The sequence below is a fragment of the Butyrivibrio sp. VCD2006 genome (assembly GCF_000423925.1).
In the GTDB taxonomy this organism is placed as follows: Bacteria; Bacillota; Clostridia; order Lachnospirales; family Lachnospiraceae; genus Butyrivibrio.
In genome coordinates this window covers 1-15,582 of record NZ_AUIX01000022.1, presented here as the reverse complement: position 1 = coordinate 15,582, position 15,582 = coordinate 1, and the positions used below count along the sequence as shown (strand labels likewise).

At 44.4% G+C, this 15,582-nt stretch carries 12 protein-coding genes; 1 reads left to right on the top strand and 11 read right to left on the bottom strand.

The window, feature by feature from the left end:
* Positions 1-3 precede the first annotated feature (3 nt).
* The 8 genes from G586_RS0109435 to G586_RS22370 all read right to left on the bottom strand — a co-directional run bounded on the left by G586_RS0109435 (position 4) and on the right by G586_RS22370 (position 10,533).
* Entirely contained in the window at positions 4-702 is a 699-nt protein-coding gene (locus G586_RS0109435) for a response regulator transcription factor (protein ID WP_026527569.1), read from the bottom strand.
* 141 nt (positions 703-843) lie between these two features.
* Positions 844-3,225 (bottom strand): endonuclease MutS2, encoded by a 2,382-nt coding sequence (locus G586_RS0109430; RefSeq protein ID WP_026527568.1) that lies wholly within the window; start codon positions 3,223-3,225, stop codon positions 844-846.
* The gene (locus G586_RS0109425) at positions 3,225-4,172 is read right to left on the bottom strand and encodes a 3'-5' exoribonuclease YhaM family protein (RefSeq protein ID WP_026527567.1); all 948 of its coding nucleotides are present in this window, start codon (positions 4,170-4,172) and stop codon (positions 3,225-3,227) included. The genes G586_RS0109430 and G586_RS0109425 overlap by 1 nt, the downstream gene beginning before the upstream one ends.
* Positions 4,173-4,258: 86 nt before the next feature.
* Complete coding sequence (locus G586_RS22380; RefSeq protein ID WP_051204683.1) at positions 4,259-5,644, bottom strand: S1C family serine protease; 1,386 nt, start codon at positions 5,642-5,644, stop codon at positions 4,259-4,261.
* A gap of 52 nt (positions 5,645-5,696) precedes the next feature.
* On the bottom strand, positions 5,697-6,857 hold the full coding sequence (locus G586_RS0109415) for a pyridoxal phosphate-dependent aminotransferase (RefSeq protein ID WP_026527566.1): 1,161 nt from the start codon (positions 6,855-6,857) through the stop codon (positions 5,697-5,699).
* Positions 6,854-7,342, bottom strand: coding sequence for an Lrp/AsnC family transcriptional regulator (locus G586_RS0109410; RefSeq protein WP_026527565.1), 489 nt, complete (start codon positions 7,340-7,342; stop codon positions 6,854-6,856). Before G586_RS0109410 ends, G586_RS0109415 begins: the two co-directional genes overlap by 4 nt.
* Before the next feature lie 384 nt (positions 7,343-7,726).
* A complete protein-coding gene (locus G586_RS0109405) occupies positions 7,727-8,749 on the bottom strand; it encodes an AIR synthase-related protein (protein WP_026527564.1) in 1,023 nt (340 codons plus the stop codon).
* Positions 8,750-8,835: 86 nt separating this feature from the next.
* A complete protein-coding gene (locus G586_RS22370; RefSeq protein WP_196811572.1) occupies positions 8,836-10,533 on the bottom strand; it encodes a VanW family protein in 1,698 nt (565 codons plus the stop codon).
* A gap of 195 nt (positions 10,534-10,728) precedes the next feature.
* Here G586_RS22370 and G586_RS0109390 point away from each other — a divergent pair, with 195 nt between their 5' ends.
* A complete protein-coding gene (locus G586_RS0109390; RefSeq protein WP_026527563.1) occupies positions 10,729-11,382 on the top strand; it encodes a hypothetical protein in 654 nt (217 codons plus the stop codon).
* Between the two features lie 77 nt (positions 11,383-11,459).
* On the opposite strand, the gene G586_RS0109385 is transcribed toward G586_RS0109390, so the two are convergent.
* The 3 genes from G586_RS0109385 to G586_RS24865 form a co-directional block, all read right to left on the bottom strand.
* On the bottom strand, positions 11,460-12,623 hold the full coding sequence (locus tag G586_RS0109385; RefSeq protein ID WP_026527562.1) for a galactokinase: 1,164 nt from the start codon (positions 12,621-12,623) through the stop codon (positions 11,460-11,462).
* Positions 12,624-12,853: 230 nt separating this feature from the next.
* Positions 12,854-14,002, bottom strand: a complete 1,149-nt coding sequence (locus tag G586_RS0109380; protein WP_026527561.1) for a toxic anion resistance protein — start codon at positions 14,000-14,002, stop codon at positions 12,854-12,856.
* An 86-nt stretch (positions 14,003-14,088) separates the two neighbouring features.
* On the bottom strand, positions 14,089-15,453 hold the full coding sequence (locus G586_RS24865; RefSeq protein ID WP_051204682.1) for a 5-bromo-4-chloroindolyl phosphate hydrolysis family protein: 1,365 nt from the start codon (positions 15,451-15,453) through the stop codon (positions 14,089-14,091).
* Positions 15,454-15,582 lie beyond the last annotated feature (129 nt).

The window sequence follows — 15,582 nt, the reverse complement described above, 5'->3', positions numbered from 1 at the left end:
CGGTTATGAAACCTCGAACTTGTAACCTATTCCCCAGATAGTTGCTATTCTCCAGGTCTCGTGATCCTTGATCTTCTCTCTAAGACGCTTGATATGAACGTCAACCGTTCTGGTATCTCCCACATATTCATATCCCCAGATCTGATCAAGAAGCTGTTCTCTTGTGAAAACACGATTCGGAGATGATGCGAGGAAATATAAAAGCTCCAGCTCTTTAGGAGGCATATCCAGCCTTGAGCCCTGATAATTTACAGAGTAGTTGGTCATGTTGATCTCAAGATCCTGATATTTCACAACCTTGTCATCTGAAAGCTCGGGCTCAACCACGATAGGCTTGTATCTGCGAAGAACAGCCTTGACTCTTGCCACAAGTTCCTTTGAATCAAAAGGTTTTTCCATATAGTCATCGGCACCCATCTCAAGTCCAAGTACCTTATCAAAAACCTCTCCCTTCGCAGAAAGCATGATTATAGGAGTCTGTGACCTTGTCCTTAATTCTCTGCAGACTGTGTAGCCGTCAATTCCCGGAAGCATCAGATCCAGCAAAACAAGATTAGGCTCAAATGTATCAAATGCAGTAAGAGCGGACTCACCGTCACCTACAATAAGAGTGTCAAAGCACTCCTTTACAAGATAGAGTGAGATCAGCTCTGCGATATTGCTGTCGTCATCGACGATTAAGATTTTTTGTTTAGTTACCATAATACCCTCAACCCCTCATCCGGCACTACGTGCCACCTTGTCTTCGCTCCGCTTCGGTCGGCGCAGAGCAATCGTCCCCCGGACGATTTGCGCCCCCAAAGGGGGAAGGCTTAAGATGAAGGCCCCCATTCTTGAATTATTCTATTTTATGAACGTTACTATCGTTACTCCTGAGTCCCCTTCTCCGAACTCACCGAGTTTAAATGATTTTACATAAGGCGCAGCCTTTAAGTGGTCGTGTACGGCCTGTCTTAAGATACCTGATCCTTTTCCGTGAACCACTCTTACGGAAGGCAGATGTGAAACATAGGCGCTATCAAGATATTTATCAAGCTCAGCGATTGCATCAGCGCTGTTGAGTCCGATGAGGTTAATCTCCGTCTTGATGTTCTTAGCTCCGGACAGATCCATCTTATGCTGTCCGTAGAACTTCTTCATCTGATCTCTGCCGTTTTCCTCTTTTACAAGCTCAAGGTCATCAATGCGCACTCTTGATTTCATAATACCACACTGAACCATGACATTCCCATCTTTATCGGGCTTAGAACTGATGGTACCGGTCATGCCCATTGAAATGATTCTCACTGACTCTCCAAGCTTGATCTGAGAAGGCTTAAGCTTCTTTCCTCCGGCCTGAGCAGGCTTGTTCTTGATAGAGAGCTTCTGATTCTTATCTGAAATCTTCTTGTTGACACTCTGACGAGCTCTCTCAAGCTCCTGCATGGGAACACCTGCCTCAGCCTTACGCATGGTTCTGATGGTCTCATCAGCCGCATCCTTGGCCTCCTGCAGAATCTCCCTTGCTTCCTCGTGGGCCTCTCGCAGAATCTTCTCCCTGGACTCATCCAGCTTAGTCTGCTTGCCCTGAAGCTCTTCCTTTAGCTTCTCTACTTCCTTTTTATAGCGCTCTATCTCAATGCGCTCGTTTTCAATCGTAACCCTGCTGTTTTCAAGGTCAGTCAAAAGATCCTCAAATTTGCGGTTATCCTGACTAATCTGCGCACCTGCTGCCTCTATGATCTCATCCGAAAGCCCGAGCCTCTTGGAAATAGCAAATGCATTACTCTTTCCGGGAACGCCGATAAGGAGCCTGTATGTAGGTCTGAGTGACTCCACATCAAATTCGCAGCTGGCATTCTGTATTCCCTCTGTTGTAAGCGCATATACCTTAAGCTCGCTATAGTGAGTTGTGGCCATAGTCCTTATACCGCGCTTATGAAGGTGATCCAAAATGGAGATCGCCAACGCTGCACCCTCTGTCGGGTCTGTACCTGCACCCAGCTCATCGAACAGACACAACGAATTCTCGTCAGCATTCTCAAGGATATGTACAGTATTTGTCATATGAGATGAAAACGTCGACAGGCTCTGCTCAATACTCTGCTCATCACCTATGTCCGCATAAATCTCTTCGAAAACCGATAGCTCGGATCTGTCACCCGCAGGAATAGCAAGTCCCGCCTGTCCCATTAATGTGAGAAGTCCAACGGTTTTCAATGTAACCGTCTTACCTCCGGTGTTGGGACCTGTGATGATTATCATGTCAAAATCCTTGCCTGCATACACATCAATCGGAACCGCTTTTTTCTTATCAAGCAAAGGATGACGCCCCTTAATGATATTGAAATAGTGATTCTCATTGAAAATCGGTGTTATCGCATTCTGTGAAAGAGCAAGTGATGCCTTGGCAAAAACAAAATCCAGCTCCGTCATAATAGCCGCATTATCCGAAAGAGCGGTAAGGTAGCTCCCCACTTCCGCTGAAATCCTGGCAAGAATAACCTCTATCTCAGCCTTCTCCATTGCGGCAAGCTCACGAAGCTTATTATTTAACTCAACGATAACAGCGGGCTCAATAAAAAGTGTTGACCCCGTGGATGACTGGTCATGAACAATACCGTTCACCTGACTTTTATACTCCGCCTTGATCGGGATGCAGTATCTGTCACCGCGCATGGTAACAACCGCCTCCTGCAGATAGGAGCGAAGTGAACCATTAACCATTTTTCCAAGCTGGTCGTGAATTCTGTCTCCGGTAATCTGGATATCTCTTCTGATATGTCTGAGCGCCGGACTCGCATCAGAGGATATCTCATCCTCGGAAATGATACAGCGCCTTATCTCTCCTGACACAGGTGTAAGGGGCTCTAATCCGTCAAAAAGATCAGAAAGGACATCTCTGCTATCGTCCTCCTTATCCGACCTTCCATAGCTCTTAACTCTGTTAACATTATCCAAAAAACCTGCAATATTCAGAAGCTGCGGTGCATCAAGTGAGCTTCCGATCTTCAGTGCTTTAAGATAGCCACTGATGTCTCTGTTACTTCCAAAGGAAACCGATCCCTTTTTGAAAATTCTGGAAATTGCGGCTTCCGTTTTATTAAGATTCCTCTGAATCTCACGAAGATCCGAGGATGGCAAAAGCTCCCTGCAGGCCCTTTTTCCGGGCTCTGAGGTCGCATGTTCGCTTAATTGTTCAATAATCTTATCGTACTCAAGTACGTGCAAAACTTTTTCATTCATTATGATTCAACCCTGGTGTCGAACAGGTTGCTCTCAAGTAGTCTGTTATAACCGAGCCAACCTACTTCATTTGTGTTATTAAGTATCTCAGTAAATGTCTCGAGCTTGGCATCCGTGTTGTCCGCAAGGTGAAGCGCAAGAGCCTCAATGATAGCAGGCATCTTAGGTGAGCCATACTCGTATTTTCCGTGATGCGCAAGTATGCAGTGCTGTAACTCCTGCTTTAAGAGCACCGGAAAACCATTAATGTTACGAATTTTATCGGAAACCATCTCACTACCCATGACGATATGTCCGAGGAACTGACCCTCATTTGTATAGTCATTCTCAGGGAAAAGTGAAAGCTCCTTCGTTTTTCCTATATCATGACAAAGAGCTGCTGTGATCAAAAGATCTCTGTTGATCGCGGGATATGTCTTTGCAAAATAGTCACACATCTTTGTAACGCTTAAGGTGTGCTCAAGAAGTCCGCCAACAAAGCCGTGGTGCACTGATTTTGCAGCAGATGACTTACGAAAAGCCTTCAAAAAATCCTCATCCTCAACAAAGAGTGCCTGAAGAAGGGCCTTCAGATACTGGTTTCCAACTGTATTAATGATGGACAAAAGCTCCTTGTACATCTCATCATTGTTCCTGGAAGAAACAGGAAGATAGAGAGATTCATCATACTCGCCCTCTCTGCAAAGACGAGCTCTTTTTACATTGACCTGAAGCGCACCCGCAAATGTGGTAACCTCTCCGAAAACATCGATATAGTCAAAGTCATCGAACTCATCTATTCCTTCACTGTTGGGGTCCCAAATCTTTGCATCGACAGTTCCTGTCTTATCCTGCAAAGTTACGGAATAATAGGTCTTTCCGTTTTTTGTAGTAGCTGCCTGGATATGCTTACAAAAATAGATATCCGCAACTCTGTCCCCATCTTTTAAATCCTTAATAAACTTCATTTTATTCCTCTTTCTAAAACCTTTATCTTCCTCCGCTGCAAATGATTTACCATTAGTTATCAAAATGCAGCGCTTATATCAAATAATTACTCTCCGCTGTCAGAAGTAGTCTCGGAGCCTATATCTATTGTAAGCTCCGCATAGCCCTCAGCAGCCTGTCTCATTAATGTAAGAGTAACTTCGTTTCCGGCCTTAACTTCCCTAAGCCTTGAAACAAATGTATCAAATCCCAAAACTTCCTCGCCATTTACAGCAGTTATAATATCTCCGCTCTGAACTCCCGCAAGCATTGCCGGTGAGTCCATATCTGTCCTTGTTACATATGCCCCTGCAGGAACAGCAGCACTTTCCTGAACATCCTTAGGCACAGTCTGTCCGTGGATTCCAAGATAAGCTCTTCCCTTTCCGTTAGAAAGATCCTCGATAAGAGCCCTGAGCTCCGTGATTCCAACCGCAGAAAGAACATAAGGCATAGCGGAATTGTTGTATTTCATATCAATGATGCCTACAACCGAGCCTGACAAATTGATGATCGCACCACTGGCATTGGTACTACCATTCATATCGGTCGTAAGAAGCATATAATTTGAATCTGCAAGATTAAGTGAAGAATTGGCAGATGTGACAAAACCGTAGCTTATGGATCCTTGCGTACCGATCGGACTACCTACCGCAATAACAGGGGTACCGGTAACGCCACCTGTCTTGGAACTTCCAAGAGGTGCTGCAGAAATGTTGCTTCTGGTAGTTTCCGGAACATCCTTGTATTTTACCGCAAGAATACTAAGTCCTGTCACCTGATCGCTCATCTTGATTCGTGAGCTACTCTCGGTTCCGTCAAAAAACGTAACCTGAATGGATCCCTGATCACTGATTGCCCCTGTCTGAACAAGAATCAGATACTCCGCCCCGTTGTCTGCAACAATGACACCTGAAGTCTGTCCCTCACTTTCATAGGGATTGTTGATCCAGTTAGTATCTGAAGTTGTAGATGTGACAGTTACAAGACTCTTTTCAGCATTTGTAGCAACACTCTTAAGAGATGCATACATGTCCAGATAATCTGTAGAGTCAGCCTGATGCGAAGTCATCTCCTTCTGCATTCTGGACAGCTCACTTGATGCCATATCAATAGCAACGCTGGCCGCCTCTGCTGCAATGGCGCTGTCATCGGCATACATATCCTCAGGCTGCATCTCATCATCAACAGTCTCCTCGGTCAAAGCCACAGGAGCAGGTGTCTCCTCGGGATACAGTTTATTGTTTATAACCGGTGAGAGAAAAACGAAAGTCAGGCAGGAAACCGCACCAAAAACAACAGCCATCGTCACTGTTATAAGAGTTCTCCTAAGGAGCTTCTTCTTATTGATGGGACGCTGCTTGATCTTTTCTCTCATGAAATCCGCTCTGGCTATGGGACTCTTTTCAGGGTCCAGCCTCACGTCATCCTGTTTTTCCTTATTGTCTTCCATAAACCCCTCTGATCTTTTTTCACTACCATCTATTCTAATCTGCTAATACAGATTACTTATGATTCTCAATAAATCTCCTCATCCTCTCCATTGCCTTTTTCAGGTCATCCAATGAATAAGCATAAGAAATTCTAATGAAGCCTTCACCGCAGTCACCAAATGCTGTTCCCGGTACGACTGCCAGTTTTTCCTCCTGAAGAAGCTTCGTAGCAAAATCATCACTACTCATTCCAAGCGAAGCAATGCAAGGGAAAATGTAGAATGCGCCAAAAGGCTCAAAACAGGGAAGACCCATTCCTCTAAGCTCATTAATTAGATAGCGCCTTCTCTGGTTGTACTGCTCACGCATCATTGCCACATCTTCATCGCCGTTCTTCAATGCCTCCACAGCCGCATACTGGCTGGTTGTCGGAGCACACATAATTGCGAACTGATGAATCTTGGTCATCTGCGTAAGAATCTCCTCAGGTCCGCATGCGTATCCGAGTCTCCATCCGGTCATGGCATATGACTTTGAAAAACCATTAATAAGCACAGTTCTCTCATACATTCCGGGTATCTCAACGATTGAAACATGCTTGTCTGTATATGTGAGCTCTGAGTAAATCTCATCGGATATTACGAAAAGATCCTTCTCTATGATGACCTTGGCAATAGCCTCAAGATCCTTCCTCTCCATAATTGCCCCTGTCGGGTTATTGGGAAAAGGCAGAACCAGTATCTTTGTCTTATCAGTTACATGCTCCAATATTTCTTCAGCAGTAAGTCTGAATTCATTCTCTTCTTTAAGCTCAATGATAACAGGCTTTGCTCCTGCCAGAATTGCGCAGGGCTCATAGGAAACGTAGCTAGGCTGCGGAATAAGAACCTCATCCCCGGGATCTATCATTGCCCTGAGCGCGAGGTCTATAGCTTCAGATCCGCCCACAGTGACAAGCACCTGCTTATCAGGAGTATAATCAACATTCTGTCTGCGCTTCAAATAATTGCAAATTTCTACCTTAAGTTCCATCAAACCGGAATTGGATGTGTAAAAGGTACGTCCCTTTTCCAGTGAATATATGCCCTCATCCCTTATATGCCAGGGCGTATCAAAATCGGGTTCTCCCACACCAAGTGATATTGCACCGTCTATCGATTTTACAACATCAAAGAATTTGCGGATTCCCGAGGGCTTGATTTCTACTATTTTCTCAGAAAGCGGATTCCTCATGGTGTAACAATCTCCCTTGTATCTTCATATTTTTTAGTTAAAATTGTTCCGTGCTCCTTGTACTTCTGAAGTATGAAGTGTGTAGAGCAGCTAAGGACAGTATCAAGCGGTGAAAGCTTGTTGGTTACAAAAGTTGCCACCTCTTTAAGTGTCTTGCCCTCAAGCATAACCATGAGATCGAAGCCACCGGAAATAAGATATACGCTGGTAACCTCGGGATATTTGTAAATACGCTCAGCGATGGAATCAAAACCAATGCCTCTCTGGGGTGTAACCTTTACCTCAATAAGAGCCATAACTTTGTCAATTGAAGTCTTGGACCAGTCTATCATTGTGTGATAACCACAGATGATTCCTTCGTCTTCAAGGGCTCTGAGTTCATTCGCGACTTCTATCTCGGGCGCGGCCAGTATCACCGCCAGTTCATCCACACCAATGCGGCTATTCTTGTCAATTGTACGAAGTAACTCATCTCTGTTTACCATGTTATTCTCCTTTTGTTATATATAATCCGTCCTGCCCCGGGGTTTTAAACGGCAAAAGTATAATATTTGCTCGTGTTGAACCGGGAACTCCGCAGAGCCCAGGACATAAATCCCTGCGTGCAATAGCACTTGGGATTTATTGGTCTCTGCTCCGTGGTTCAAATCTCGCAAAGTATTATACTTTTGCCTAATAAAACCAGGGGCAGGACTCATTCATGCATCAAATATCAAATTCAAGCGATATACGTTTTCATTCTATCACAAATCAAGCATGCAAGGTAGGTTACTAATATAGCGCAGTTTTAGTTTACTTTTTTGTGAGCTATCATAAGACAATTAGCATGCAAGCACGATGATTTTTTGATCAAATTATCATCACGTAGGTTATTTAGTCGTAATCCGCAATATTTCGTCGGGTTGGGGTTTGTCGAGGTAGCGGGTTTCGTCATCATTTTTGATGATTTTGTTGTTGTTATCTGTGGTGTAGCCAATGATAGCTGCATTTATGCCGGCATTTTCAAAGGCACGGACAAGAGCTTCGCCATCGTCAGAAAGTATGATCAGCGATCCACCGGAAACTAACAGGTAGGGGTTTACACCAAGGTGGTTTGTTATTTCAACTGTCTCCTGTCTTATCGGGATTTTCTTAAGATCAATCTCGAATCCAAATTTGTACCTTGCCGCAATATCCCAGAGTGCAGCAAAGATGCCGCCAAAAGATACATCATGAAGGCCTAATGCTCCGTTTTCAAGGGCAATCCTAGCATCTTCTTCAATTGATACAAGGCTCTTAAAATCCTGTGCCTGTCTGATCATGTAATCAGGAAGGCGCTCTAAAAGTTTTTCTGACTGCTCCTTTGCCAAAATTGCAGTGCCTTCAACTGCTGCCCACTTGGTCATGACTATGGCAAGACCGGCCCTCTTTGTATTCTTATCGCCAGCTGTCGTAGGTCTATCTGATCTCTGCAGAGCCTCTCGCTCTTCGCTTGAAGGAATCTTGCCCGTAACCACTGCGCTCACAAGCGGTCTTGTCACTACCTCCGTGACCTCGGTATGACCACCTTCAATAGCTATACCAAGTTCATTTGTGGAACTAATGGCACTTTTCATTATGGACTTAAGCTCTGCTTCCTCTGCTTGTGCCGGCAGCATAATATTTAGAACTGTCATAAGAGGCTTTCCGCCCTGACAGAAGATATTATTCGCCGCATTGTGCACGGCATAGTATGCCGCATCCAAAGAAACTGCAGTAAATGTGGAAACGGCTGTAAGAATGCCATCACCGTTTTCATCTAAAGAATAAGCGCAGTCTGACCTGCCAGCTGCGCTTTTCTTATTGGAATCACTTTTAATAAGCTTAAGTACCGAGCGATTTAGTACGCTCTCAGTTACTTTTCCGATTCTCATATATAATTTGCTCCATAGATTATCTGAAAACATGTGTATCTTCAGATTATTAAATTCATACGTGTAGCAATTAGTCTATATCCAGGTTACTCTGCCGGTGGAGGAACTTCCTCGGGTTCAGGATCTATAGGTGCCGGTGTATCTCCCTCTGCAGGAGCTGGAGCCGGTGCCTGTTCCGGTGCAGGTGCGGGTGCAACCTCCTGAGTAGCTGCAGGTGCCTCTGCCGGTGCTGCTTCGGCAGCCTGTGCCGCCTGCTGAGCTGCAAGCTGTGCTTCAGCCGATGCCGCCTGCGCTGCAGCTGCTGCCTGTGCGGCTTCAACGTCGCCACCCTGTGCTGCTACCTGCTGTACTGCTGCGATAGCACCTGCAACAGCCTTGATCTGGTTTATATCACCTGTTGCGATAGCTGTACCTATCTGTGCAGCTGCTGTAGGATCTGCTGTAGCTGTTCCCACAGTGATGATCCTGGGTACCATCTTGTAATTACTGCTATTAACTACCTGTCTGTCGCTTACCTGACCATTTTCATAAGTGATCTTCCAAAGCTGTGCCTTATATCCTATATGTGCAGACTGAACATTCACAGTACCAACGGGTGAACCTCCGTCAGCAACTACCTGATCGGCACCTGCAGGCGTAGTCTCAAGAACCTCGCTCTGGAACTCAACCTTGTGAGATGAAGGTCTTGTCTCCACTCCGTAAATAGTAAATGTTATGTGCTTATCTGATGATGTGTAACCTTCTATATAAATAGGATGCTCTGTACTGTTAACGAATTTGAAGTTCTTTCCACCATTTTCAGCGATTGCCGCATCCATTGAAGGCTCAACATAGTTGATGATCATTGAATGATTATGGCGCTCTGTAACCTCAAGCTCAGCCTTAAGTACCGCATTATAAAGCGTAGTTGAAACCTGACAGATTCCGCCTCCGACACTCTCTACAACTATACCGTTCAGGTATGAACCTGCAGGGAAATATCCATTAGCCTCTGTGAAAGGAGTGATTGTATCAAGAACAGAGAACTCCTCTCCGGGATAAATCGTAGTTCCATTAATAAGGCTGCATCCGTTGGCAACATTGGCACTTCTCGCAGCACCTGATGATGAATAGCTTGTCGTAAATGTTCCGAGAACATCCTTAACCTGACTAAGCTCCTCATAGCTACCCTGAGGTAAATCCTCATCGATGACCACATCTATTGCGCAATCGTTGTGATCCCAACTATTCTGCACAAAGTCCTTAATATTGACAAGGGACGTCCGCTCATCAAGGATATAACCTGTCTGGCCTTCTGAAATATTAAAACCTTCTGATGTTTTAGTAAGATTGTAATTCACCTTTGAAACATTAAATGGTGCACAATTAACCTCCAGGATCTGGTAGATAGCGTCATCATTGAAAGAATACTCAATATTGTAACGCTGTGTACTGTGCTCAAGGTCTTTAATTGCCTTGTAGCGCTGTATGATGTTGCCCGCTCTGCAAAGCGAAAAAGCTTCATCAACAACCCCGGGATTGGCCCACCCGAGACCAAAGTCACCCATTGTGACTGTGACGCTCTGCCCCTCATTTTTGCCTCTAAGTGTTACGTTCTTTGCTCGCAGCTGCTCAATGTACTGATTAACAGCCTCAGTCGCCTGCGCAGTTGTCATGCCCGAAACATCAACATCACCAATAAAAACACCCTGATGAATAGTATCTGAAGCAGCTTCTGCGCTGCCTGCCGGGTATACAAGAGCAAGCGTAAGCGCCATCAGACAAAGAAACATAAATTTTTTCATAAACTTCTCCATTTCGCCACTTTCCTGGCAAATGCCGGTGTTATATAATCAGAAAGAAAAGCTACTTGCAAGCGGAATAACCAGTGCAAGTATCAGAACCATGATAATAATTGCTGATATTATCTTTCTTCTTTTACCGGAATTAAAAAACTTAAACATATGCTTTTCTCCTCATTTTCTGAAAGGATATTATAAATGAGATTACCAGTTTTTACAAGTTTTATACTTATCGTCATCCTCACCAATATAGCCATCCACAGAAATGATGCTAAAATCCGTAAAAACGAAGAAGATTTCTGGGATAAAGAGCTAAGGGCCAACAGCACCAGAAGGAAAAGCCTTGATTCTCTGAACTATATCAGGGTCCCTCTGGATAAGCTTCCTTTCGGCGCTGTGAAGGGTAACGACGAGATTGATTTTTGCGAAAGAACCATCACTCGTCTCGCCGATCAGAAGATCGTAAATCTCACCGGAATCACCAACACTGACCTCAAGTTGGAATACGGAGCTCCAAACATTACATCGCTCACAACCTATGATCAAAACTATACAACTCTTGTAACTAATCTCCAGAAATGGGGAAAAGAGCTGTATGACGCTTCTTTATATAAAGAAGCTACCGATGTACTTGAGTTTTCCATATCAACAAAAACCGATGTGACCGCTACCTACAAGCTCCTTTGTGATCTTTATAAAAACAAGCTGTCACTTAGCAGTTCCGAATCCTCTGCTAAAATAAGATCACTTATTCCCGTTGCGGAATCCCTGAATTCTCTTAGCAAGGAAAACATCCTCTCCATTCTCCATGAAGCATTGGGAGAGGTACCCGCAAATGAGCAGTTTGCGTAAGATTATCCATAACATTCTATAAAAAATGAGAACAGCCGATTGCTGATTAAAGCAAAATCGGCTGTTTTATTTTTCTATTAAATTACTGCGGGACCTCCACCGATGGATACAGTGTAGAAGGTTGCGTCGTAGCCTATCTTCTCACGATAAGCCTTACCTACCTTCTCCTTGAATTCCTCGACTGCCTCGTCCTTGACGATTGAAACTGTGCATCCACCGAAACCGCCACCTGTCATTCTGGAGCCGATAACTCCCGGAATCTTCCAAGCTTCCTCAGCCAGGGTGTCAAGCTCAACACCTGTGACATCATAGTCGTCACGAAGTGAGATGTGTGACTGCTTCATAAGCTCACCGAATCTCTCGAGATTACCTGCCTTTAGAGCTGCTACAGCTTCGATTGTTCTCTGATTCTCATAAACTGCATGCTTAGCCTTGATTCGTCTGTCATCATCCTTGATGGCATCCTTGTGAGCCTCGAACTCTTCCTCTGTAAGATCACCGAGTCCCTTGATATCAACTACCTTCTGAAGCTCAGCGAGTGCCTCTTCACAGGCACTTCTTCTCTCGTTGTAGGCAGAATCTGTAAGCTTATGCTTTTTATTAGTGTTACTGATTATGATCTTGGCACCTTCAAGCTTAATGGGCGCATAATCAAATGAAAGATCTGCAGTATCAAGGAAAATTGCATTCTCCTCTTTGCCCATTGCAACAGCGAACTGATCCATGATTCCACAGTTACAGCCGTTGAAGTTATTCTCGGAATACTGTCCGATAAGCGCAAGATCCTGATTGGTCACATCAAATCCATAGAGGTCGCGAAGGATAAATCCTGTGAGCACCTCAAGGGATGCTGAAGATGAAAGACCGGAGCCGTTAGGAATATTGCCATAAATAATCATGTCAAAGCCCTTGTCGAGCTTGAAGCCTCTCTTCTCAAAAGCCCAGACAACGCCAACAGGATAAGCTGTCCAGCCTGCTGTTCTGGATTTTTCAAGATCATCCAAAGAAACCTCAATAATCCTGCCATTGTCAAAATTCATGGAGAAGAAGCGCATTTTTCTGTCATCTCTCTTAGCAGCTGCGCCATAGGTTCCTATTGTAAGTGCGCAGGGAAAAACATGTCCGCCATTATAATCTGTGTGCTCACCGATAAGGTTAACACGTCCGGGAGCGAAATATGCTTTAACGCTGTCGTTCTTACCGTATTGCTCCTCGAAGCCTCTTAATACTTCATCTTTCATTTTCTGTTCCATTTTTAGCCCTCATCCGTCAGCTTCGCTGACACCTTCTCCCAAAGGGAGAAGGCTTTAGGATTTTCTTCCTTTTCCTTAGTTCTTAGCAACCTGAAGGACTTCTATTATCCTCAGTTCTTAGCAACCTGAAGGACTTTCTATTATCCTCAGTTCTTAGCAACCTGAAGGACTTTCTATTATCCTCAGTTCTTAGCAGCCTGAAGGAGTTTCTATTATCCTCAGTTCTTAGCAGCCTGAAGGAGTTTCTCACGAAGCTGTCCCTCGATCTGAGCGAGCTCTGCTTCTGCATTTCTTCTCTTTTCCTTACCTTCAGTCTGTATTCTCATGACTTCATCAAGAGTTGAGATAAGTGATTCGTTAGTATGCTTAAGTGTCTCCATATCTACGATACCACGCTCTGATTCCTTAGCAGCCTCAACTGTAGCAACCTTGAGCATATCAGCATTTTTCTTAAGAAGAGCATTGGTCATATCGTTAACTTCGCGCTCTGCCTTAGCAGCCTGTGCGGAATGCTCGATACCGATAGCGATAACCATCTGGTTCTTCCAAAGAGGAATTGTGTTAACGATTGTTGACTGAATCTTCTCAGCCATTGCTGTATCAGCACTCTGAACCATACGGATCTGAGGACCTGTCTGCATAGCGATTGTACGTGTAAGCTCAAGATCATAGATCTTCTTCTCAAATCTGTCGCAAAGAGAAGCAAGATCCTTAGCTGCCTGTGCATCCTCAGGAAGTCCTGAAGCCTCAGCCTTCTGCTGAGCTGCAACAAGATCTGTTGCTCTAACCTGCTCAAGCTTCTTCTTACCGGCGATGATGTACATTGAAAGCTCTTTGTAATAGTTAAGGTTGAGCTTGTACATGTTATCCAGTGTAGCAACGTCCTTCATGAGCTGCATCTGATGACGCTCAAGCTCATTGCTGATGGTCTCAACATTACCCTCGATGCTTGTGTATCTTGCCTTGAGGGCGGTAACCTTATTTGTTCCTTTTTTGAAAAAGGCCTTAAGTCCCTTCTCATCCTCTTCGATCTCGAAGCTCTTAAGCTCTGTTACCAGACCTGCGATCATATCGCCGACCTGCCCCATATCCTTTGTGCGGACATTATCAATGGCCTTCTCTGAAAAGTCTGCCATCTTCTTCTGTGTTCCTGCACCATAGTTCATAACAGCCTGTGAATTAGTGATATCTATCTGATCCACGAAAGCGTCTACCTGTTTCATCTCCTCTGCAGAAAGCTGTGCCTCCTGCGGATCAACCGTAGCGGTAGGTGCTGCCTGCGCTGCAGGTGCTTCTGCCTCAGCAACCGGTGCGTCAAAAGACAGCGTCGGTGCTGAATTCTCAAACTCTTTAAACTCGTCTCCCATTTTACTTCCTCCAACTTATAATTTCTTATCAAAATGTTTCAAAAAACAAACATTAACGACTAAAAATGGATGGATCTCCTCCATGGTTAAAATTTAAGTTCAACCTTTCCATCCTGCGCTGCCTGCTCCTGTGACTGCACATCAGGTGCTGCCTGATAAGCTGCGCCATCAAAAGTAAGCGGTGCGCTCTGAGCCATCATACCCTGTGCGGGGGCTGCGCTCCTTGCCGGTACCGGAACAGGCTCCGGAACGGGCTGTGACATGAAGCTGTCAGGAGTAAGCCCATCCTGCGCCATCATTGTCTTCATTACTGATATATCTGAAGAAATATCCCATGCCATATCCTGGAAAAGACTATCAAGAAGATTCTCAAAAGCATCAATAATTACATCGATAGCATCCTCGATCTCTTTCTTGGTCTTAATGATGTTCTCACCAACCTCAGGCTGTCTGTCCAGATCCACATATGCATTCAAAAGCTTTGTGGTAGTGGGCAGATAATAATTCATAAACTTCTTAAGATCATCCGCGCACTCAGGTTCCTTCTCAACCTGCTTGAATATCTTCCTCATGATATTCTCGAGCTGATAAAGCTTTTCACTCATCTCATCACCGGGAATCGCATCATTTATCTTGCGGATAGTCTCGAGATATGCATTGCCCTCATCAATAATGGACTTTGCACCCTGATCTGTGACATTAGCTGTACTCTCAGCCTGAAAACGCTGCTGATTAGCTGCATTCTGAGCCTGTACTAATTCTCTGTCCTGTCTGGACTTCTCAGCTTTGAGATACTGAGCAAAAGCCCTCTCGGAAAGCATTACCGTAGTCTCATTTCTGTCAAATCTGGCTGTCGGAAGAAAATCCTTATCCATCATTTTCTTGATATTTTTAAGAACAACGTCCGAACGCTCACCTGCTGCCATAGCAAGATCACTGACCGCGAAGAACTCAGAATCCCCAAGAATACGTCCATATTTGTTAAAAATCCTTGCCAGCTTCTTCTCTTCAGAACCTCTCTTTATAAGAAGAGCAAATGCTGCTGTAGCAACCGCACAGATTGCAAATGCAGGCCAGTCACCGATAGCTGCAAGTGCTGTCATTCCAAACATTGCGGCGCCGATAATACCGCCAATGACCTTGCCTGTACCGTAGCCTAATCCGATTTTCCTGGTAAAAAACGGTGTCCTTCTAGCTCTGGCTCTGCTGGCATAATTGACTGTTCTGACAGTTGATGCCCTGCCTCTGAAATTCTGTGAAGGATTAGCTTTTGCAGCCTTAACTGCATCCTCGATCGAGACCTTCAGTGAAACACTAAGATTGTCATAATTGCCGGTTTCAACCGCTTTGGTAACTTCTTTTAGTATTTTGTTACCGGCATTGTATAAATTATCGTAATCTCCCATAATAAATCCATCCATTTTGAAAAACTGCTTATAAATCTTTTCCATTTTATAATATTATTTGTCAAAAAACAATCTCAGACCGCGTGATTCAAGGGTTTTAATTGGTTTAGTTTATGGTATTTCGATGACTTAATTTGTGGTATGATTGGTCATGGAATTGTTTTCCAAAAAAAC

Coding starts and splice junctions, on each gene's coding strand:
- G586_RS0109435 (WP_026527569.1), bottom strand. CDS start 702: ATGGTAACTAAACAAAAAATCTTAATCGTCGATGACGACAGCAATATC.
- G586_RS0109430 (WP_026527568.1), bottom strand. CDS start 3,225: ATGAATGAAAAAGTTTTGCACGTACTTGAGTACGATAAGATTATTGAA.
- G586_RS0109425 (WP_026527567.1), bottom strand. CDS start 4,172: ATGAAGTTTATTAAGGATTTAAAAGATGGGGACAGAGTTGCGGATATC.
- G586_RS22380 (WP_051204683.1), bottom strand. CDS start 5,644: ATGGAAGACAATAAGGAAAAACAGGATGACGTGAGGCTGGACCCTGAA.
- G586_RS0109415 (WP_026527566.1), bottom strand. CDS start 6,857: ATGAGGAATCCGCTTTCTGAGAAAATAGTAGAAATCAAGCCCTCGGGA.
- G586_RS0109410 (WP_026527565.1), bottom strand. CDS start 7,342: ATGGTAAACAGAGATGAGTTACTTCGTACAATTGACAAGAATAGCCGC.
- G586_RS0109405 (WP_026527564.1), bottom strand. CDS start 8,749: ATGAGAATCGGAAAAGTAACTGAGAGCGTACTAAATCGCTCGGTACTT.
- G586_RS22370 (WP_196811572.1), bottom strand. CDS start 10,533: ATGAAAAAATTTATGTTTCTTTGTCTGATGGCGCTTACGCTTGCTCTT.
- G586_RS0109390 (WP_026527563.1), top strand. CDS start 10,729: ATGAGATTACCAGTTTTTACAAGTTTTATACTTATCGTCATCCTCACC.
- G586_RS0109385 (WP_026527562.1), bottom strand. CDS start 12,623: ATGAAAGATGAAGTATTAAGAGGCTTCGAGGAGCAATACGGTAAGAAC.
- G586_RS0109380 (WP_026527561.1), bottom strand. CDS start 14,002: ATGGGAGACGAGTTTAAAGAGTTTGAGAATTCAGCACCGACGCTGTCT.
- G586_RS24865 (WP_051204682.1), bottom strand. CDS start 15,453: ATGGAAAAGATTTATAAGCAGTTTTTCAAAATGGATGGATTTATTATG.